Source organism: Pseudomonas sp. TWR3-1-1 (genome assembly GCF_049896545.1).
Lineage (GTDB): Bacteria > Pseudomonadota > Gammaproteobacteria > Pseudomonadales > Pseudomonadaceae > Aquipseudomonas > Aquipseudomonas weihenstephanensis.
Genome location: NZ_JAFCUO010000010.1, coordinates 49,421 through 70,418, shown reverse-complemented (window position 1 = coordinate 70,418; position 20,998 = coordinate 49,421). Strand labels below are relative to the sequence as shown.

18 protein-coding genes are annotated in these 20,998 nt (G+C 58.5%); 12 read left to right on the top strand and 6 right to left on the bottom strand.

The features are described from left to right. Positions 1–157: 157 nt before the first annotated feature. On the top strand, positions 158–787 hold the full coding sequence (locus tag ACP7A4_RS19505) for a dTMP kinase (RefSeq protein ID WP_426247986.1): 630 nt from the start codon (positions 158–160) through the stop codon (positions 785–787). Positions 788–1,149: 362 nt separating this feature from the next. Further along, positions 1,150–1,599: a GNAT family N-acetyltransferase gene (locus tag ACP7A4_RS19500; RefSeq protein ID WP_426247985.1), complete on the top strand. Its 450-nt coding sequence runs from the start codon at positions 1,150–1,152 to the stop codon at positions 1,597–1,599. A gap of 118 nt (positions 1,600–1,717) precedes the next feature. On the opposite strand, the gene ACP7A4_RS19495 is transcribed toward ACP7A4_RS19500, so the two are convergent. Next, positions 1,718–2,605 carry a site-specific integrase gene (locus tag ACP7A4_RS19495; protein WP_059762314.1) on the bottom strand — a complete coding sequence of 296 codons (888 nt, stop codon included), beginning with the start codon at positions 2,603–2,605 and terminating at the stop codon, positions 1,718–1,720. Between the two features lie 158 nt (positions 2,606–2,763). Beyond that, a complete protein-coding gene (locus ACP7A4_RS19490; protein WP_059762375.1) occupies positions 2,764–3,396 on the bottom strand; it encodes a LysE family translocator in 633 nt (210 codons plus the stop codon). Between the two features lie 147 nt (positions 3,397–3,543). Here ACP7A4_RS19490 and ACP7A4_RS19485 point away from each other — a divergent pair, with 147 nt between their 5' ends. Beyond that, positions 3,544–4,944 carry a PLP-dependent aminotransferase family protein gene (locus ACP7A4_RS19485; RefSeq protein ID WP_426247984.1) on the top strand — a complete coding sequence of 467 codons (1,401 nt, stop codon included), beginning with the start codon at positions 3,544–3,546 and terminating at the stop codon, positions 4,942–4,944. On the opposite strand, the gene ACP7A4_RS19480 is transcribed toward ACP7A4_RS19485, so the two are convergent. Continuing rightward, on the bottom strand, positions 4,931–5,566 hold the full coding sequence (locus tag ACP7A4_RS19480) for a response regulator transcription factor (RefSeq protein ID WP_059762312.1): 636 nt from the start codon (positions 5,564–5,566) through the stop codon (positions 4,931–4,933). The genes ACP7A4_RS19485 and ACP7A4_RS19480 overlap by 14 nt on opposite strands. A gap of 3 nt (positions 5,567–5,569) precedes the next feature. Then, the gene (locus tag ACP7A4_RS19475; protein WP_203303362.1) at positions 5,570–7,054 is read right to left on the bottom strand and encodes a PAS domain-containing sensor histidine kinase; all 1,485 of its coding nucleotides are present in this window, start codon (positions 7,052–7,054) and stop codon (positions 5,570–5,572) included. A 169-nt stretch (positions 7,055–7,223) separates the two neighbouring features. On the opposite strand from ACP7A4_RS19475, the gene ACP7A4_RS19470 reads away from it, so the two are divergent. Beyond that, positions 7,224–8,846 carry an acyl-CoA synthetase gene (locus ACP7A4_RS19470; protein ID WP_426247983.1) on the top strand — a complete coding sequence of 541 codons (1,623 nt, stop codon included), beginning with the start codon at positions 7,224–7,226 and terminating at the stop codon, positions 8,844–8,846. A 45-nt stretch (positions 8,847–8,891) separates the two neighbouring features. Then, positions 8,892–10,664: an acyl-CoA dehydrogenase C-terminal domain-containing protein gene (locus ACP7A4_RS19465; protein ID WP_426247982.1), complete on the top strand. Its 1,773-nt coding sequence runs from the start codon at positions 8,892–8,894 to the stop codon at positions 10,662–10,664. Between the two features lie 54 nt (positions 10,665–10,718). Here the strand turns inward: ACP7A4_RS19465 and ACP7A4_RS19460 are convergent, their stop codons facing one another. Together ACP7A4_RS19460 and ACP7A4_RS19455 are read right to left on the bottom strand one after the other, a co-directional pair. Continuing rightward, on the bottom strand, positions 10,719–11,030 hold the full coding sequence (locus tag ACP7A4_RS19460) for a putative quinol monooxygenase (protein WP_059762308.1): 312 nt from the start codon (positions 11,028–11,030) through the stop codon (positions 10,719–10,721). Continuing rightward, positions 11,030–11,296 carry a YdcH family protein gene (locus tag ACP7A4_RS19455; RefSeq protein ID WP_059762307.1) on the bottom strand — a complete coding sequence of 89 codons (267 nt, stop codon included), beginning with the start codon at positions 11,294–11,296 and terminating at the stop codon, positions 11,030–11,032. The genes ACP7A4_RS19460 and ACP7A4_RS19455 overlap by 1 nt, the downstream gene beginning before the upstream one ends. Before the next feature lie 473 nt (positions 11,297–11,769). Between ACP7A4_RS19455 and bcsE the strand changes: the two genes are divergently transcribed. Genes bcsE through bcsB form a run of 7 tightly spaced genes read left to right on the top strand, consistent with a single transcriptional unit; the run spans position 11,770 to position 20,996 of the window. Beyond that, the gene (gene bcsE / locus ACP7A4_RS19450) at positions 11,770–13,314 is read left to right on the top strand and encodes a cellulose biosynthesis protein BcsE (protein WP_426247981.1); all 1,545 of its coding nucleotides are present in this window, start codon (positions 11,770–11,772) and stop codon (positions 13,312–13,314) included. Beyond that, the gene (gene bcsF / locus ACP7A4_RS19445) at positions 13,311–13,511 is read left to right on the top strand and encodes a cellulose biosynthesis protein BcsF (protein WP_059762305.1); all 201 of its coding nucleotides are present in this window, start codon (positions 13,311–13,313) and stop codon (positions 13,509–13,511) included. Before bcsE ends, bcsF begins: the two co-directional genes overlap by 4 nt. Further along, the gene (bcsG, locus tag ACP7A4_RS19440; RefSeq protein WP_059762304.1) at positions 13,498–15,141 is read left to right on the top strand and encodes a cellulose biosynthesis protein BcsG; all 1,644 of its coding nucleotides are present in this window, start codon (positions 13,498–13,500) and stop codon (positions 15,139–15,141) included. The genes bcsF and bcsG overlap by 14 nt, the downstream gene beginning before the upstream one ends. Further along, on the top strand, positions 15,111–15,365 hold the full coding sequence (bcsR, locus tag ACP7A4_RS19435) for a cellulose biosynthesis protein BcsR (RefSeq protein WP_426247980.1): 255 nt from the start codon (positions 15,111–15,113) through the stop codon (positions 15,363–15,365). Before bcsG ends, bcsR begins: the two co-directional genes overlap by 31 nt. Then, a complete protein-coding gene (gene bcsQ / locus ACP7A4_RS19430) occupies positions 15,362–16,084 on the top strand; it encodes a cellulose biosynthesis protein BcsQ (RefSeq protein ID WP_059762302.1) in 723 nt (240 codons plus the stop codon). Before bcsR ends, bcsQ begins: the two co-directional genes overlap by 4 nt. Further along, a complete protein-coding gene (gene bcsA / locus ACP7A4_RS19425; protein WP_059762301.1) occupies positions 16,081–18,681 on the top strand; it encodes a UDP-forming cellulose synthase catalytic subunit in 2,601 nt (866 codons plus the stop codon). The genes bcsQ and bcsA overlap by 4 nt, the downstream gene beginning before the upstream one ends. After that, positions 18,678–20,996: a cellulose biosynthesis cyclic di-GMP-binding regulatory protein BcsB gene (bcsB, locus tag ACP7A4_RS19420; RefSeq protein WP_059762300.1), complete on the top strand. Its 2,319-nt coding sequence runs from the start codon at positions 18,678–18,680 to the stop codon at positions 20,994–20,996. Before bcsA ends, bcsB begins: the two co-directional genes overlap by 4 nt. Positions 20,997–20,998 lie beyond the last annotated feature (2 nt).

The window sequence follows — 20,998 nt, the reverse complement described above, 5'->3', positions numbered from 1 at the left end:
CGTCCGACTTTTAAGCTGAACGGTCACGATGGCCACAGCCAGCACATGACTTTGCTGTTTGCCAAATGGCAGAACGAGATCCTGCTCAGGTAAAGAGTCGTTGGCGGGAGCAGGGTGGCGTCGTAAGGTAGGGACCAACCTCGGCAGAATGTGAAGAATGAATCGTCAGCTGTTTATTTCTCTAGATGGTGCCAAAGGAACTGGCAAGACCACGCTGTTGGAAGCTATTACCCAAGCACTGAGGGCCGACAGCCAAAAAGTCATCCGGCTGAGTGAGCAAAAAAGCGATCCTTTTAGGGGGGAAATCATGGCCCTCGTTAACGAACTCGTCAGAAGTCCCACTCGGGATCTGGAGTTTCGGGTGTGTGAGCGTTTTGCTGATAGCCGCAGGTGGATTTCCCAAAACGTGCTGGCCAAACAACCCCATGACAGCATCATATTGATCGATCGCTGGTATCCCTCTGACGCTGCGTTTCGCCGGATAGTCCCGTTTACTGAAATTCTGCAGTTGAACATCGATCATAAAGTGCGAGTGCCGGATCTGCATGTCGCAGTTGTCACCAGCCCTGAGATTTCATGGGCCAGAGCTATGGCACGACGGCGTGGGCTGAGCAGTACAGTGATCCATAAGTTTGAGGAACATGTTGCCTGCACCCAAGCGTTCGAGCGAGCCACAGCACAGCATGGCTGGATGTTATGCCGCAATGAGGGAACGATCGAAGACGCCACAAAGCAGGTGATTACTGAAATCCATAGAGTCCTGAAGGGCGAGGATGCTCGCGATTAAATCACTGACTGGCGTGATAAAGCGTTATGAACACATTAGCCAAATACATGATTTAACATAATATACATTATGCGAACATTTGTGTTGGAGTGTCAGGGTCAGTGGAGGCTGCTTTTTAATATCGGCTCAGCCTGATAAGCCGAAGACTTTGTCGCGCTTACCGTCTTACCGTCTTACCGTCTTACCGACCTGGACGGATGTGCTGCAAGTTCCTCAATACCTATTTGGGCTTGTGCAACAATGTCCGGCCGTTCAACACGTGATCGTTAATGTCAGTGCTACCGGCATGACGTTGACTACTAAGGGGCTGACGCCACCAGTTTTTCACTGTGCTCAGCACGTAAACCACAATGGAATGACAAATGATTAGGCCATTTGAATATCGCGACATGGAATGCCTTCTAAGTATTTGGCTGAGTGCTTCGATCAAGGCGCATGACTTTATCGATGCGTCTTATTGGCAATCGCATACAAAGATGATGCGCAACGTTTATATTCCAGCATCTGTAACCTATGTCATTGAGGGTTCATCCGGGGTTCAAGGCTTTTACTCGTTGATGAGTGATCAATTGGCAGCCTTGTTTGTTGATCCCGCCCATCAAGGCAAGGGTTTGGGCAAACAGTTGATCGGCCATGCCAAATTGCTGCGCAACGAGTTGAAGCTGGCGGTTTACAAGGCAAACTCACCCAGTGTCGCCTTTTACCAGTCCCAGGGCTTTAAGTGGGTTAAGGAGCAATCTGATCCCCAAACGGGTTGCGTCGAGTACCTGATGACATGGAGGCGGCGAATTCCTATCCCCTTTAAGAATTGAATATATCCAAAATTCATAACTCAACTAAATGTCTGTTTAGTTGAGTTATATGTAGATCGGAGTAATCAGCCTGACACTCTGCCCTGCTTCACGCGGTGCGGCACGCCGGATAAAGCCGTTAAAGAATGAAACGGTCGGTGGCGTTGCGGCGTTCGTTGTCATCGCGCATGTCATAACTCACAGTCGTGGCAATGTTGGCGTGGTGCGCCAGTTTTTGTGCAATGGAGACGTCGTACTCTTCGATCACGCGGGTAATGAATGAGCGACGAAAGTCGTGGGGCATGATGTTGACGCCCACCTGCTTGCCGCGCTGTTTGGCGATGTAGTAAATCGCGTGTTTGGTAATGCGCTCGCGGGTGATGTGGTTGCCTCGGCGAATGCGATTGAACAAAAACTCATCGTCACTGACCCCCTCGGGTAAGTTCGCCCGACGAAATTGCAGCCAGGCGTCGAGTTTTTCAAAGGCCCAGGCCGGGGCGAATTTGATCAGTTCTTTGTTGCCCTTGCCCAATACCTGCAAGCTGCGCTCTGTCACGTTGACCTGGCTAAGTTCCATGTTCACCGACTCAGACTTGCGCATCCCCGAGCCGTACAGAATCGCGATGATCGCGGCATCACGTAACCCTTGCGGGCGCGGGTCGGCTGCGCACACCTCCATCAACTCACGAATCAAGCTGCGCCGCAGGTTGCGGCCTTTGCTTAGCCGTGTGCCGCCGCCTGCTTTTACAGCACGGATTTTCAGTAAATGATCCTGGGTGATCAGGCTTTGCTGCCAGGCTTGATTCATCACGCCGCGAATGGCGTTTACGTATAACGACGACGTATTGGGTGCATAGCCGTCGGTACGCAATGCGGCCACCAGAGCCGTGATATGCCCCGGCTGCAAGTGATGCCACGGGAATTCGTCGATGGTGACGTCTTCAACGCCCAGTCGATCGGCCGCGTCTTGCAACACATAACGCATGGTTTGCTTGCTCGATGGCGCAAGCCGCTCTAGATAGAGCATCACAGGCGCCTGCACGGCATTTAAAGGGCTGATGGCGGCCAGCGGTGTTGCGGGGTCAGAAGTCGACAAAACCAATCTCGATACGGCTCAAAACAGGCCTGCAATATACCGCATCAATCTGATTTGTTTACCGCAGTGTTGAGTCGCCAGCGCCGTCTTTAAAAACCGCGCGCCAGTAACGCAGCCACGCACAGCAGCATGACGGCAGTGGCCCTTTGCAGCAGTCTCTGGCGTTTGGGGCTTTGCAGCACATGGCGAATGCGTTGGCCGAAATAGCAATACAAGCAGCCACTGGCAAATTGCAGCAGCAAGAAGGCCAGCCCCAGCGCTGCCAAATCCAGCATTCGGGTGTCGCCGCCCTGCCCTGCAAACTGCGGGAACACGGCGCTGAACATGACAATCGTTTTGGGGTTTGAGAATCCGGTCAACAGACCTTTTCCGAAGCGTCCTTTAAAGCCGCTGGCCATTGGCGTGTCAGGGGTTTGCAAGCAAAGCCCCTGACGGGTCCATTGCTGGTAAGCCAGGTACAGCAAATAGGCGACGCCAATGTATTGAATCCCACGGCTGATCAATACATTGCCTTTCACCAGTTCGGCAAAGCCGACAGCAAAAATCAGAATCGACACCAGATACGCCGCACTGGCGCCCAACTGCACGGGCATGGAGCGTTTCAAGCCTTCCTGCATGCCAAACCCCATCAACAGCAAGGTCATGGGGCCAGGGCTGAAAGTCATCGTGGCGCAGAACATCAAAAAGTAAGCAAAGGACGCAAAAGTCAATTGAGTAGCCATAAAGCGCATTACATCCCTGATCTCATCACTCGAACGGGTACGAGCGGTGGGCCATGTTAGACAAAGTGCGCTCCATGCAGCAGATAAAGCCCGGCCTAACTTTACCGATCTTTACTGGTAGGATGACCGGCAAAGTACGAGGCCGTCATGCACATTCCAACCCTTGAATTTCAGCCCGGAACGCCCAAGGTTCAGCAAATCGTTGATGCGCTAAGCGCAGCAATTGATCAGGGATTACTCAGCCCCGGCAGTAAATTGCCCTCCGCACGGCAAATGACCGAAGCATTAGGGGTCAGCAAATTCACTCTAATCGAGGCACTCGATCGCCTGCGCGGGCAAAACCGTATTACCTCCAGTCAGGGCCTCGGCTATTTTGTGGCCCTGGCGCCGACACAGTCGCGCGCCGCTGGCGTCGACCTGCTGCCACAGGATTTGACCAGCGTACTGCGTCGCTCCTTGATCGGTGCCAGCCTTGCCATGCGCCCCGGCGCGGGTCACTTGCCCGAACACTGGCTGCAACCCAGCACCCTGCGCGCCAGCCTGCGGCAAATCAGTCGTTCAGCCCAGTTGCGGTTGACCGGTTATGGCGACCCGGCAGGTTATCTGCCGCTGCGCCAGGCATTACAGCAAAAGCTGGCGAGCCAGGGCCTCGATGTGCCTGTTGAACAGATCATCACCAGCAGCAACACGATCCAGGCTTTGGACATGCTGCTGCGTCTACGCCTTCGGCCGGGCGACACCGTGCTGCTGGATGCGCCCTGCTATTTCAATTTTCACGCCAACCTGGCGTTGCACGGTGCGCAGGTTGTAACGCTTGAACGCACGGCTCAAGGTCTGGATTTGCAGGCGCTGGAAGCGCTGTTGATTGAACAGCGCCCCAGCGTTTACTTGACCACCAGCGTGCTGCATAACCCCACCGGGCATTCCTTTTCGCCCAGTCAGGCCTATGGAATTTTAGAGCTGGCCAAGCGCTACGGTTGCCACATCATCGAAGACGATTTGTATGGCGACCTGCACCCTGACCCGCCGCTGCGACTGTCCACCTTGGCGGGGCCTGAGCACGTCACCTACCTGAGCGGCTTTTCCAAAACCCTCAGCGCCAATTTCCGGGTCAGCTATGTGGTGACGACCGCGCAGCAAGCAGCCAGCCTGACGCACATGAAGCTGATGTGCGGCGGTATTACCTGCGAGATGCTTGAGCAACTGGTGTGCTCAACCCTCAACGACGGCAGTTATCACAAACACCGTAAGCGTGTGCTGCGCGACCTGTTGAGCAGCGGTGCGCGGGTGGCGGCATGGTTGCACGGGCTAGGCATGACCTTGAGCCAGCCCTACGAGGGTGGACTGTTTATCTGGGCCACATTGCCAGCCGGTCTGGATGCTGACGCCTTGGCCCACACGGCGCTGCAACAGGGCATGGTGCTCGCGCCGGGGACGTTGTTCGGTTATGCCCCTTCACGCCAGCGCCAGCTTCGGTTCAATGTCGCTCACACCGATGATCCTCAGGTGATGGCAGCCGTTGAAGCGCTGTTGATTAGCGCAGGTTGAGCGGATCAACCAGCCCGGCAGCAATGGCCATGCCCACCAGATCAGGCAAATGCTGCGCTTGCATGCGCTTCATGACCCGGGAGCGGTACAGATCAATGGTCTTGACGCTAACGGCCAGTCGCTCGGCTATCTGGCGGGTGGTGCAGCCCTTGACCAGTGGCAGCAACACATCGCGCTCGCGAGGCGTCAGGCTATCGAGGCGTTCTTGCACATCGCGCAGCGCCTGACTCGTCACGCGCTGCGCCACGCTGGCACTCAATGCTTGCTGCACACTGTCGAGCAACAACTGCTGGTTATAGGGCTTCTCGATAAAGTCATGGGCGCCGGCCTTGAACGCGCGCACCACGATGGGCACATCGGCATGCCCGCTGACAAAAATCACCGGCAGGTTAATACCGCGTTCTATAAGTGCCTGCTGCACATGCAGGCCGCCCATTGATGGCATGCGCACGTCGAGGATCACGCAGGCGTTTAGTCTGGCGTCGCAGGCCTGCAAAAAAGCCTGTCCGCTGGTAAACGCCAGCGCGCTCAGGCCCACGGACTCCAGCAGCCACACGGTTGAGTCGAGCATGCCCTGGTCGTCATCGACCACGTATACCTTGGGTTGCACTGCAATCGTCATGCTTTAAATACTCTCTTGTTTTTGCTGGGTGATTGACCCGTTCAACGGCAGGATGCAGCACACCAATAAGCCTTCAGGTTGCGGTTGCGCATACAATTCGCCGCCAAAACCTTCAATGATGCTGCGGCTCATCGACAAGCCCAGGCCGAGACCGTCGGCCTTGCTGGTGTAAAACGGCGTAAACAGCTGCTCCAGTTGCTCATCACTGACCCCCGGTCCTTGATCGTGCACGCTGATTTGCAGGCGCCCGTCGCTCAAGGGGTGTGCGCGCAACAGCAGGCGCGAAGGGCTGCCGGGATGTTGCTCGTGGTTGGCTTCAATGGCATTGCGCAACAGGTTAAGCAGTACCTGCTCCAACAGGACCCGGTCGGCATACACCCGCGGCACTGAGGCCGCCAGTTGCTGGTCGATGCTGATCTGGCGTGCGCTCGCCTCCCAGGCACATAAACTCACGGCTTGGCGTATCACCTCCCCCACGTCCAGCGCTTGCACATTGCGCCGGCCCTTACGCAAAAAACCGCGCAAGCGTTTGATCACCTCAGCAGCATGGTTGGCATGCAGGGTGATGCGTTCCAGACCTTCGGCAACCCGCTCGACCGCTTGCGGGTTGTTGGCCAGGTTTTGCAGGTAGCGTTGGCTGGCGTGGGCATAATTGACCACGGCGGCCAGCGGCTGATTGATCTCGTGGGCAATCCCCGAGGCCAGCTCCCCCAAGGTGACCAGTCGCGCCGTGTGTGCCATTTCATCTTGATGCTGACGCTTTTGGGCCTCAACCACGTCTGCCAATCGGCGCCTGTTCTCCTCGGCCTGAACGCGCGGCGTGATGTCCCGTGACACGCTGACCACTTCCACCACATCCCCGGTATAGGTTTCACGAATGGCACGGCTGGCGGTTTCAAACCACAGGTAATGCCCAGCCTGATGGCGAATGCGGTAGGTCATGGTGTGATAGCCCTCGACGTGCAGCGCATCACGCGCTTCAAGCATCACCCCGGCCAGGTCCTGAGGATGGAACAAGCGCTGCGCTTGCGTGCCGCGCAGGGCTTCGGGCCAATAACCGAGCAAGGTCCAGGAAGCGGGCGAGGCATCCAGAAAACGCCCGTCCGGGGTGTGCCGTGAAATCAGGTCGGTGGTGTTTTCGGTAATCAGACGGTACAGGCGCCTGGCTTTCGCGGCTTCGCGCCCTGCCACTAGCTCCTCGCTGGCTTCCCGGCCACGGGCCACCACGCATTGGCTGGCGACATCAGGGATCAGTGTCCAGAGCCACAGTTGTGCCGTGCACTGGGCCTCTACTTGTTCAATCGCGCGAGCCTGTTGCAGGCATGAACGCACCAGTTCAGGCGTGTTATGCGGCAGCCATGCGCGTGCTTGACCCAGCGGCGCACCGGCCAGCAACGTGGTCATCGCGCGATTGGCCGTGAGTGGCAAGCCCTCTGCGTCGAGCACTACAGTGGGTTGCGGGTCATGCAGCAAGAGAGAAACAGGCATTTAAGGTCCTGAGGCTAGAGGCTATAGAACAACTACTATAGTGCTTAGGTATTACTTCCATATCAAATACAGAGTGGGATATAACTCGGGCCGGACATCAAACTGACCCGCGCGCCACTGGCAGAACGGGCAGCCATAGAGCTAACAATCAGCCACCGGAATGACCACTATGTCGATTTTTGAGCAAGGCCTCGGGTCTGCTGCTGTCAATCACACCGCCCTCACCCCGCTGGGCTTCATCGAACGCACCGCCAGCGTCTACCCTCACTACCCCGCCGTCATTCATGGCTCGATTCGTCGAACCTGGGCCCAAACCTACAGCCGTTGCAGACGGCTTGCCTGCGCGCTGGCCGGGCGCGGCATCGGCAAAAACGACACTGTGGCGGTCATGCTGCCCAACATTCCGGCGATGCTGGAAGCGCATTTTGCCGTGCCAATGATCGGCGCCGTGCTCAATGCCCTCAATGTGCGCCTTGATGCGCAAGCGATTGCCTTCATGCTGGCCCACGGCGAAGCCAAAGTGCTGATCGCGGACCGCGAGTTCCATGACGTGGTGCATGCGGCCGTCGCCATGCTCGATCACCCGCCACTGATTATCGACGTCGATGACCCGGAGTACGGCGAAGGCCAGCCGCTCAGTGCGCTGGATTACGAAGCCCTGCTGGCCGAGGGTGATCCGCAGTACCAATGGCAATGGCCCGCCAATGAGTGGGACGCCATCGCGCTGAACTACACATCCGGCACCACCGGCAACCCTAAAGGCGTGGTGTATCACCATCGTGGCGCGTACTTGAGTTCGTTGGGCAATCAGATGGTCTGGGCTATGGGTAACCACCCGGTGTACTTGTGGACCTTGCCGATGTTTCACTGCAATGGCTGGTGTTACCCGTGGGTTATTACCGCGCTGGCAGGCGTGCATGTGTTTTTGCGCCGGGTCGACCCGCAAAAAATCCTCACACTGATTCGCGAGCATCAGGTCACCCACCTCAGTGGCGCGCCCATCGTGCTCAACGCGCTGGTCAACATGCCAGCCTCTGCCAAGGCCGCCATCGACCATCCGGTGCATGCGCTGGTGGCCGGTGCGGCACCTCCGGCCAAAGTGATTGGCGCCGTGGAAGAAATGGGCATCAAGGTCACCCATGTCTATGGTTTGACCGAGGTCTATGGCCCGGTGACGATTTGCGCCTGGCACGATGCGTGGGATGAGCAGCCGCTGGCAGAGCGCGCTCAGATCAAATCCCGTCAGGGCGTACGCTACCCCACGCTGGAAGGGTTGATGGTCGCCGATCCCAAAACCCTGCAACCTACGCCCAGAGATGGCGAAACCATGGGTGAGATATTCATGCGCGGTAACACGGTGATGAAGGGTTACCTGAAGAACCCCAGCGCCACGGCAGAAGCCTTCGAGGGCGGCTGGTTTCATACGGGCGACCTGGCGGTATGCCATCCCGATGGCTATGTTGAAATTCGGGACCGTCTTAAAGACATCATCATTTCCGGCGGCGAAAACATTTCTACCATCGAAGTGGAAGGCGTGTTGTACCGCCATCCCGGTGTCATGGAGGCCGCCGTTGTCGCGCGCCCGGACGAAAAATGGGGTGAAACCCCTTGCGCGTTTGTCACCCTCAAAGCAGACCATGGGCATGTGCGTGAGGCTGAAATCATCAGCTTTTGCCGCGAATATCTTGCCGGGTTCAAGGTGCCGCGCACCGTGGTGTTTACCCTGTTACCCAAAACGTCTACGGGCAAAGTTCAGAAATACGTCTTGCGCGACATGGCCAAGGCCCTTTGAGCCGGTGCGCGCCCCCTATTCGCTGTGCCACAACGAGGTTTTGTGATGCCTGAATTCAATGCGCCGCTGCGTGATATGCGGTTTGTCTTGCACGAAGTGTTTGCAGCGCCAGCCCTGTGGGCGCGCTTGCCTGCGCTGGCCGATCATGTCGACGCCGACACCGCCGATGCCATTCTTGAAGAGGCCGCCAAAGTCACCGGCCAGTTGATTGCTCCGCTTAACCGGGCGGGCGATGAAGAAGGCGCGCACTGGCTGGCGGGCCAGGTCACCACCCCGGCCGGGTTCAAGTCTGCTTACGCCACCTACATTGAAGGTGGCTGGGTCGGGGTGTCGGGAAATCCTGAATTTGGCGGTATGGGCATGCCCAAAATGCTCGCGGTGCAGTTTGAAGAAATGCTCTACGCCGCCAACTCAAGCTTTGCCCTGTATTCAGCGCTCAGCAGTGGCGCGTGCCTGGCAATCGATGCCCACGCCAGCCAGGCGCTCAAAGCGACCTACTTGCCCCCCCTGTATGAAGGGCGCTGGGCCGGTTCCATGTGTTTGACCGAGGCCCATGCAGGCACCGACCTGGGGCTTATTCGCACGCGCGCAGAACCCTTGAGCGATGGCAGCTACAGCGTCTCTGGCAGCAAAATGTTCATCACCGGCGGCGACCAGGACCTGACCGAGAACATCATTCACCTGGTGTTGGCCAGGCTGCCCGATGCGCCTGCGGGGCCTAAAGGGATCTCGCTGTTTTTGGTGCCTAAAATCCAGGTCAATGATGATGGCTCCTTGGGCGAGCCTAACGCGGTGACCTGTGGCTCCATCGAACACAAAATGGGTATCAAGGCCTCGGCGACCTGTGTGATGAACTTTGACGGTGCCCGCGGCTGGTTGATCGGGCAAGCCAACAAAGGCTTGGCGGCGATGTTCACCATGATGAATTACGAGCGCTTGTCGATCGGTATACAGGGCATTGGATGCGCTGAAACCTCATACCAGAACGCGCGCACCTATGCCCGTGAACGCCTGCAAAGCCGCGCCCCCACTGGCACAGTGGCGCCGGACAAAATCGCCGATCCGATCATCGTGCACCCGGATGTGCGGCGCATGTTGCTCAGCATCAAAGCCCTGACCGAGGGCGGCCGTGCGTTTGCCAGCTACGTCGGCCAGCAACTGGACCTGGCCAAGTACTCGGCCGATGCGCAAGAACAACAACAGGCCAGCGCCCTTGTGGCACTGCTCACCCCGGTGGCCAAAGCGTTCTTCACCGACACCGGCTTTGACAGCTGCGTGCTGGGCCAGCAAGTGTTCGGCGGCCACGGCTATATCCGTGAATGGGGTCAGGAGCAGTTGGTGCGGGATGTGCGCATTGCGCAAATCTACGAAGGCACCAATGGGATTCAGGCGCTGGACCTGCTGGGGCGCAAAGTGATTGCCAATGAAGGTGTCACGTTGCAATTGTTTACCCGCCAGATCCGTGACTTCGCCGCCCTGCCCGGCACGCCTTATGCAAACCCGCTGCTCGAAGCCGTGCAGCGCCTTGAAGACGTCAGTGACTGGCTGCGGGCACAAGCCACCCTCAATCCCAACGAAATTGGCGCGGCCTCGGTTGAATACCTGCACCTGTTTGGTTACGTGGCGTACGCCTGGCTGTGGGCGCGCATGGCGGATGTGGCGCAACGTGCACGGGAGGCAGAGCCTGCGTTCTATGACGCCAAGCTGGCCACCGCATCGTTTTACTTCAGTCGCGTGCTGCCGCGCACGCTCAGCCTGGAGCAAACCATTCGCGCTGGCAGCAACTCTCTGTTCGAACTGGACGCTGCCAGCTTTTAAGTCCCTATAAAAATGGCGGCCTGATGAGGGCCGCCAACCATCATGCAGCGTCCATCAGCGGCGCGCAGCAGGCTCACTCACTTCATCGAGCTGTAGCACCTCACGCGTGTCGACCAGGTCTGCGGCCGCTTTACCCATCGTCAGATAATGCGCGGTGGTTTTGTGGTGCTCGATGGCCGCCATGTCCTTCCAGCCTTCAATGAACACAAAACGCTCCGCGTCGCTGCGGTCTACATGCAAGTCATAAAACAAGCAGCCGGGTTCGGCCCGCGAGCCTTCTACACACGCCAGCAATACCTGTTTAAGGTGCTGGCCTTTGCCCGGCTTTGCGCGCAGCGTGGCGACAATTTTGATGATGTTAGACATTACTGCTCCTGCGCTGTTTGGCTCTTTTGTGAGGCTTTCAACGCCTCGACAATTTGATCTTTCAAGGCTAAACGGCTGGACTTTAGCTCAGTCAGCACCGCATCGGGCGTGGCGACGGCATCGCCTTTTTCGGCATCGAGCACCTTTTTATCGGCCTGCGCATACTTCTGTATCAGCGCTGTCAGGTGAGGGTTGTGAGCCTTGAGCGTGTTCAAGGTCTCAGGGGTAATGCCCAAGTCCTCAGGCAAGTCATGTTTAACCGGCATATCTGCACCTCATGTTCGTTGCGGTGAAGGGGGCAGGCTCACTCAGTGAACCCAAACAGACACGTTTGGCTGCTCGCCCAACGCCTGTTAAGCAATAGCACGCTATGGCGCACTCAGAAAGCCGCAGGTGCTCTTTAGTGCCCTGGATCAAAAACTTGTCAATTTAATGACTTGAGCACTACTTGCAGCATTTTTTTGACGAAACTTGTTTTAAATCATGAGCGATCCCCTTTTTGCAGTGATAGGATGCGCACTTTCTGGCATGCGCCAAGGCTATGTCCTACGTATGTACGGACTGATTTAACAGGGACGTGTACGAATAATCGTCTACGCTTAACAGGTTAAAAAATTAGCGCCATTTGTTTGACGTCATTAAGCGTTATGCAATCTGCGCAACCTGCGATGTGTGTGATCGTTGTACCCGACTGCATTCGCGCTATTTATTCGTACGCTTCCATGGGGGGACGTTTCGCTTGGCTCTTACCACTTTGGCCATCCGCGGGTTGCTGGATCAACAGATCGCTTTACGCACGGGAGGTTTGTACTGGGTTACCGTCGATCAACCGACTGACGCAAAAGTTGTGGCCCGCCAGTTCATTGAAGCACTGGCGCCGCAAATACCGTCGACCTTGATTTCCTGCGCCAATACCCCGCACAGCATCCTCAGTGACCTGGCACCCGATCGCGGCCCCGCCAAGCTCAAACTGTTCGAGATCCCCGTGCGCGAGATCAAACCGGGCCTGGCCACGCTGACCCGAGACATGAGCCGCGCCGGCATTGGTCCTGCGAGCCAGGTTGTATTGGTGGCACCTGCCAGCAGTTGGGGCGACAAAGTGGGGTCGCAGCGTTTACAGCGTTGGTGTGAACGGGTGCGCGCCTGGTTACAAGAGCGCCAGGCCACATTGCTGGTGATCGCTCACGGCGACGCTCAGTCATTGCACAGCGAACTGTTGCAGCTCAATGAGACGTTGTCCGGATTGAGCCGGTTGTACCGGCACAATGGCGATATTCGTTACCAACTGCACTTCTGGCATAACCGACTGGGCGTCAGCGCTGGCCAGGAATTCAAGCTGTCGATTGATAAACAGTGCTTCACCCTGATTCCCCAATCAGGGGTCGATACCCAGCCGCGCGTAGCGGACGACCAGCACGTGTATCTGGTCGAGCGCGCAGTGCTTGAAGGTTCGCCTTCATTGTCCAGGCATTGGTACCTGTTTGAAGACCGTCAAGCGCTGTTGCAAGAAGCCCAATCGGCACGGGCTGCCACGGTCATTGTGAGCATCGACAACAGCCATCAACTGCTTGAACTGGCGCAGCAGCTGCATGACCTGCGGGAAAAATGCGGCCCTGAACTGAAAATCGTGGTGCGGGAAATGGAACCGGCCGTGCGTTATCGCGATGAGCGCTTGTTGCTGGCGTGCGGTGCCAACCTGATTGTTCCCGAGGGCACTGTGTTGTCGCGCTTTTTGAGCATGATCGAAAGCGTGCAGGGCCAGCGCTGGCAATACAGCCAAAACAGCGATTTCGAAACCTTGCTGGAGCGCCAGCGGCCACCGCAAATTCGCGGTCTGGTCAGCCCGCGCGTGTTTTATGACACCGTGGAGCAAATCGTCGCAGACAGCTCGGGGGAAGTGACCCATCAACTGCTCAAGTTCCAACCGGTGCCGGGTCTTGAACCGCAGTTGTTCCTCAATCAAATGTGTTTGCGCCGTTTTGGTGACATCGCGTGCTTGCTCAATGGCGAGCTGTACCTGTTTTTGTTCGCTTGCCGTGCCGATGGCCTGGACCCTGCTTTGGGCAATATCTGCCGCCTGCCGTGGCGAGACCTGTTCAACCATCGCCAGGTGCTGAACGGCATGGCTGACCTGCCTGAAGACGCCTTCATGCAGGCGCCGGTGACTGACCTGGGGCTGTATATCCCGATTGAACACAGCGTGACGGCACCCCTGACACCGCTTAATCACCCGCCGTTAATCGCGCAAAGAATCACTTTGCCCCTCAGTGAGCCTGCGCCATGACGTTCCTTGAATTGCTCGATGTGATTGTCCTGACCAGTGCCGTGACGGTGGTGCTGACCTTGCTGTCACGGCGCATTCGCCTGCGCTTGAAAGTCTCCCTGGAGCAGTACTTGCGCCCCCGCTACCTGAAATCTCGCGGCGTACGTCGTCGCGCTTCTGCCAGTTCGTCTTCGAGAACGCCTGATGAGTCTGTTTAAGTCGTCTTCCCCCCCCGCCAGGATCGCCGGAAAGTGGAAAGGCCTGGGCGGCTGGAACCTGTATTTCCTCGCCAAGTTCCTGCTGGCCTGGACCGGGCACCTGAATTTTCAAGTGCTGCCCAACCTGATCTTCGCACTGGTGTTGCTGATCCCCCTCGCCCACCCGCTGCTGCGTCGTGTGCGCAGCGTGATTGCGATCCCGGTGGCCGTGGCGTTGCTGTATCAGGACACCTGGTTCCCGCCTTTTAGCCGTCTGCTCGCCCAGCCCGGCGTGCTCGACTTCTCGGTGGATTACATCGTCGAACTGCTGGGCCGCTTTATCGACTGGCAAGTGTGCGCCATGCTCCTGGTGTTGATCATCGGCTACGCATTTCTCAATCAGTGGTTGCGCCTGACCACCTTCACCCTGCTGGGTTTGTGCTGGCTGGGCATGGGCAACCTGCAACAGATGATCCCGCAAGTCGCCCAGCCGTCGGTGGCGAACGTGCAACCCGGCGCCGGCGCCCCTGTCGCCAGTACCGGTGAGCCGGATGACACAACGCTCAATGCGTATCTCGACACGTTCTATAAAAGCGAAGCTGAGCGCAAAGTCGAGTTCAAGGAGCCGGCCGTCAAGCCGCCGCCGTTTGACTTGCTGGTGATTAACATCTGCTCGATGGCCTGGGATGACCTGGACGAAGTGGGCTTGCGTGACAACGCGCTGTTCAGCCAGATGGACGTGATTTTCGACAACTTCAACTCGGCCACTGCCTACAGCGGCCCGGCAGCGATTCGCTTGTTGCGCGCCAGCTGTGGTCAAACCTCCCACGCGCAGCTGTACAAAACACCGGCAGACCAATGCCTGTTGTTTGATGACCTGCGCAAGCTCGGGTTCGCGGACGAACTGATGCTCAACCATACCGGCGAGTTCGACGGCTTCCTGCAAGAAGTGCGCGAGCAGGGTCAACTGCCGCCGCCCGCGCTGGGCACTGCACCGGGCGTGCCACGGGCGTATGTCAGCTTCGACGGCTCGCCGATCTGGCGCGACCGTGATGTGCTGAGCAAGTGGTGGCAACACCGTTTGGCTGAAGACCAACCCAACATGGCGCTGTTCTACAACACCACCACCCTGCATGACGGCAATCGTCAAGTCACAGCGGACGGTGGCACCAAACGCGCTGACTACAGCAGCCGCGCGCAGGTGCTGCTGGATGACCTGAACGCGTTCCTTAAAGAGCTGCAAAAGAGCGGTCGCCGGGTGGTCGTGGCCATCGTCCCCGAGCATGGCGCGGCACTGCACGGTGACCGTATGCAAATCTCCGGGATGCGTGAGATCCCCAGCGATTCAATCACCCACGTTCCGGTCGGCATCAAGTTGATCAACATGGGCCAAACCCCACACACGGCCCCTGTGCATGTCACTCAACCCAGCAGCTATTTGGCCATTGCTGAAATCATTGCTCGCCTGTACGCCGATCCGGCCTTGAGCAACGGGCAAAACCTGGACTGGTCACAGTTACTGAGCAACCTGCCACAAACGGCCAAAGTGTCTGAAAACTCGGGAACGGTGGTGCTGGATTACAACGGCAAGCCCTATGTGCGAATCAAGGAGAACGGCGGATGGCTGCCCTACCCACAGCGTTTCAAATAAGCGCCGACATCCTCTCGCGCACTGAGCGGGCGGACGACATCGCGCGCCTCAAGTCGATGATGGACCTGCCCACGCTGGGTTATGTCGACGTGTCCGCGCAAATGGAACTGATGCAGGCGCTGGAGCGTTGGCCCTTGCTGGCTCATCTTGAAGCGCAGCGCCTGACCCTGCCTGCGGACAACCCGGCGCTGACGCTGCAAACGCATCCGGAGACAACCCGATGATCGCCATCAGCCTGCGGGGTATTCGCGGTGGCGTGGGCACCAGCTCAACCCTCGCCGCACTGGCGTATGCATTGCACGCGCTGGGTCAGCGCGTGTTGGTGGTGGACATGTGCCCGGAAAACACCCTGGGCCTGCACTTCAACCTGGACCTGGCGCCGCGCGATGGCTGGGCGCGCGCCACATTGGACCAACAACCCTGGCAGCAACAGGCCTGGACGGTGACGCCCGGCCTTTGCGTGCTGCCTTACGGCCAACTTGAGGGCGCAGAACTCACCCGGCTTGATGCCATGTTGCTGGACAGCCCGCAGTTGTGGAGCAAGCGCCAGGCTTCACTGGATCAGGCGTTTGACTGGGTGCTGTTCGACCTGCCGCAGCGCTTGCCGGGGCATGCGGGTAATCCTCAGTGTGCTTTTTCCTTCACTGTGCTCAACGCCGATGCCGCCTGCCATGTGCTGTTGCAGACCCAAGCGCGGCAAGACACCGTATTTGTGGTTAACCGGTATGACGCGGGCAGCCAATTGCAGCGCGATCTGGCCCTGATTTGGCACCATCGCTACGCCGCTTCGGTGGTGCCGATTAACCTGCACGCCGACGAAGCAATGGGCGAAGCCTTGGCCAGTCGCGAACCCGTGGGCCGCTACGCGCCCGGCAGTCTGATCGCCCAAGACATCATCAGCCTGGCCAGTTGGTGCCTGCTGCGTGGACGGAGGCAGGCATGATCGCCGACCGGTTCCCCTATACACGCTTGCGCCGCGATCAAAACTGCACGCGTTTTACCGCGTTCATCCTGGCGCTGATCCAGGCGCTGGGCTGGGTCTTTCTGCGTCTGGAGTCGCCTAACTGGCAGGCTCTGCGCGAACAGCACCGGCGCTGGTATCCGCATTTGGCCACTAAGCGCCCGACCATTGGCGACCCGTTGCGTTACGCCATTCAAACCGTGTGGCTGCTCATCGTGCGCCCCGTTGACGAAAACCACCTGCGCCGCCAGCGTGCCCGTCGCCAGTTTCGTGCTCGTCTGTATTCGTGGCTGCTGGTGCTGCAACGGCCGTGGAATGCGCTGTCCAATGCATTTGAACGCTTGCCGTCGACCCTCAGTCCGCAGGTGCACAAAGGCTCGCACTGGTGGAACGCGATTCGCTGGAAAACCCGCAAGGTGCTGTACATCGCCATCGGCGTGGTTGCGCTGGTGCTGATCCTGATTTGCGTCACCGAGCCATTCGACTATCTAGCGCAGTTGGTATTCGTGGTGCTGTTGTGGGCCATAGCCATGCTGGTGCGGCGCATGCCGGGGCGGTTTCCGACACTGCTGCTGATTTCGCTGTCGATCATTGTCTCGTGCCGTTACCTGTGGTGGCGCTACACCTCCACCCTGAACTGGAACGACTGGCTGGACTTGACCTGCGGCTTGATCCTGCTGGCCGCCGAAACGTATTCCTGGCTGATTCTGATCTTGGGGTACATCCAGACGTCCTGGCCGCTGAACCGCAAACCGGCGCAACTGCCGGCCGATACCGGGCAATGGCCGGTGGTTGACCTGTTGATCCCTACCTACAACGAGGAGTTGTCGGTGACCCGCGGCACGGTGTATGCCGCCTTGGGCATTGACTGGCCCAAAGACAAATTGCGCATCCACTTGCTGGATGATGGCAATCGCCCAAGCTTCAAGGCATTCGCCCAAGAGGTGGGCATCAACTACATCGCGCGCACCGACAACCGCCATGCCAAGGCCGGTAACCTCAACCATGCGCTGACGCAAATCGACGGCGAACTGGTGGCGATTTTTGACTGCGACCACATGCCCGCCCGCTCCTTCCTGCAATTGACCGTGGGCTGGTTCTTGCGGGACCCGAAACTGGCGCTGGTACAAACCCCGCACCATTTCCTGTCCCCGGACCCGTTTGAGCGCAACCTGGGCACCTTCCGCAATCGGCCCAATGAAGGCGAGTTGTTCTACGGGCTGGTGCAAGACGGTAACGACATGTGGAACGCCGCGTTCTTCTGCGGTTCTTGCGCCATCTTGCGCCGCACTGCAATTGACGACATTGGCGGCTTTGCCGTCGAGACCGTGACCGAAGACGCCCACACCGCGTTGCGCCTGCACCGCAAAGGCTGGAACTCGGCGTACTTGCGCATCCCGCAAGCGGCAGGTCTGGCCACCGAAAGCCTGTCGGCACACATCGGTCAGCGCATTCGCTGGGCCAGGGGCATGGTGCAGATCTTTCGCACCGACAACCCCCTGCTGGGCAAAGGCTTGAGCTTCTTCCAGCGCATTTGCTATGCCAACGCCATGCTGCACTTTCTGGTGGGGTTGCCGCGCTTGATCTTCCTCACCGCGCCGCTGGCGTTCCTGTTGCTGCACGCCTACATCATCTATGCCCCGGCAGTGATGATCCTGCTCTACGTGTTGCCGCACATGATCCACGCCAGCCTGACCAACTCCCGAATGCAGGGCGCGTATCGTCAGACGTTCTGGGGCGAGGTGTATGAAACCGTATTGGCGTGGTACATCGCCCGCCCCACCACTGTGGCCCTGTTCAGCCCCTCGCGGGGCAAGTTCAACGTCACCGCCAAGGGCGGGATGATGGAAGAAAACCAGTTTGACTGGCAGACCGCGCGCCCGTATCTGGTGCTGTCACTGCTCAACCTGCTGGGCCTGGGCTTTGCGGTGTGGCGCCTGTTCACCGGGCCTAAGGATGAAATCATCACCATCCTGGTCAGTGTGTTGTGGGTGGTTTACAACCTGCTGATCATTGGTGCGGCGGTGGCCGTGGCCGCTGAAGTGCGTCAAGTGCGTCAAACCCACCGTGTGCAAACGCGCTTGCCGGGCGCCATCAAACTGCTCGACGGCCACAGCTACCCGTGCGAACTGGTGGACTACTCCGACGGCGGTGTGGGCCTGCAACTGGGTCAGGCATTGCAATTGCCGGTGGGCACCCCGGTGTCATTGATTCTGCAACGGGGCACCCGCGAATTTGTATTCCCCGGCTACCTGACCCGCTCCAACGAGCTGTTCATGGGGTTGAACTTCGCCAAGCTGACGCCTGCGCAAAAAATCGAGTTCGTGCAGTGCACCTTCGGCCGCGCCGATGCCTGGCTCGACCACAACAGCGAGTTTGAAGCCGACAAGCCGATCCAGAGCCTCAGCGAAATTCTCGCCCTGGGCGTCAAAGGCTATTACCGCCTTTATGAATACCTGCCTGCCTGGGTGCGGCACATCGCCCGCCCGTTCATGCGAATCCTTCAGTGGCTGGGCAGCTTTTTGCCGCGCATGCCCGTCTCTCCCCCTATTACCTCCCGGCCAGTGAGCGAATCATGAGTCGTTTTTCTAAAAAAGCTTTCTTTGCCAGCCTTGCGCTGATGACCTTCGCCTCACAGTTGATGGCGGCGCCATTACCGTTGCCGGGCAGCTCACCGGCGCCATTGCCCAAGCCTGCGCTGGAGGACACCCAGCAACCGTTGCCGAGCTGGACCGTCACGCGCACCTTTGAGCAGCTGGGCCGCGCGACAGACACGTTGTTGCTGGGTATCAACAGTGCCGAACAGGTGGAATTCAGCGTGCGCCGCGACCGGATTGCCAGCGATGCGCGCTTGCAACTGGAATACACCGCCTCCCCCTCGCTGATCCCGACCATTTCCCATCTGCGGGTGTACCTCAACGATGTGTTGATGGGCGTCTTACCTATCGAGAAAGACCAGCTGGGGCGCAAGACCACCCAGCAAATGGCACTGGACCCGCGCCTGATTGCAGACTTCAACCGCGTGCGCCTTGAGTTTATTGGCCATTACACCGACATCTGCGAAGACCCGGCCAATAACACGCTGTGGGTCAACATCAGCCGTGCCAGCAGCATCACCTTGCAAGAGCAGGCCCTGAGCCTGAAAAACGACCTCGCGTTTTTCCCGTTGCCGTTTTTTGACCCGCGCAACACCGGCAAACTGGAACTGCCGTTCGTGTTTGCCGCCAACCCGACCTTGGGCGAACAACAAGCCGCCGCGATACTGGCGTCCTATTTTGGCAGCCAGTCCAACTGGCGCGGCGCTGACTTCCCGGTGCTGTTTGACACCTTGCCCAGCGTGCAAAGCAAAGAAGCTACACAGCCCTCAATCGTATTCGCCACCAACGATCACCGTCCGGCGTTCATGAGCGATCTGGAAAAATTCCCGGCGGTCACCGCCCCGGTGGTGCAACTGATCGATCACCCCGATGCGCCATACAGCAAGATCCTGCTGGTCATGGGCCGCAACGAAGATGACCTGGCCACCGCCGCCAAAGCGCTGGCCCTGGGCGGCAACCTGCTGCGGGGTCAGAAGGCTACCATCGACAAAGTCGAGGCGCTGCAACCGCGTAAACCCTATGACGCGCCCGCATGGATGCGCACCGACCGGCCTGTGCGTTTTGCCGAACTGATTACCTACCCGCAGCAGTTGCAAGTCAGTGGCCTGCAACCGCGCCCCATCACCCTGGACATCAACCTGCCGCCCGACCTGTTCGTGTGGCGCAACCAGGGTATTCCGCTGCGCACTCAGTACCGTTACACGGCGCCGTCGGCCAATGATGATTCGCGCTTGAACATCAGCCTCAATGATCAGTTCATCACCAGCCTGGCGTTGCAGCGCAAAAACACCAGCAACCTCGAAGAGCTGCGTTTGGCGGTGCTGTCCAACGACTCGGCCAACGCCAACGACAAGCTGATCGTCCCGTCGCTGAAAATCGGTGACCGTAACCGCTTGCGCTTCGACTTCAACTTCGCCAGCACCGTAGGCAGTGCACAGCGTGACCGTTGCCAGACCATTCTGCCGGCCAACACCCAGGCGATCATCGATGAAGACTCCACCATCGACCTGTCGGGCTATCACCACTACATCAGCATGCCGGACCTTAAAGCGTTCGCCCGCAGTGGTTTCCCGTTCAGCCGCATGGCCGACATGTCCGAATCAATCGTGGTAGTACCGGGCAGCTCGACGCCGACGCAAGTCAGCACTCTGCTCGAAGCGGTGGCAGGCATTAGCGCCCGCACCGGTTACCCGGCCTTTGGCCTGCGCCTGAGCAATGATGTGGACAGCGCCGTTAAACAAGACGCAGACGTGCTGCTGTTGGGGCAAATGCCTGAGGATATGCGTGACAACCCAGACTTGAGCCTGTTGTTGCAACGCCAGCGCGACATGTTGGTACAGCCTTACAGCAACGCCGGTATTGAGCAAAGCGCCCGCCGCGGCCCGTCAGTGGATGAACACAGCCAGCCAGCCACCCGGGTCGAAGTCAGCGCACAAGCACCGATTGCCGCGATCATGGGCATGCAGTCGCCGCACCATAACCAGCGCAGCATCGTGGCGCTGTTAGGCAATGACGATGCCGATTACGCCTTGTTGCGTGAAACCCTGGCCGACACCGGCAAGCTCAATGCCGTAGCAGGTTCGGTTGCATTGATCCGCAGCAGCGGCGTGTACAGCCAACTGGTCGGCGATAACTACTTTGTCGGCAACCTGCCGTGGTGGCTGCTGCTCTGGTATCAGCTGTCCGAGCACCCGGTGCTGCTGGCCGTGATTGCTGTGATCAGTGTCTTGCTCAGCGCCTTCTTGCTGTGGCGTGCCCTGAGCTGGGCGGCCAATCGTCGTTTGAAGGATGACTAAAC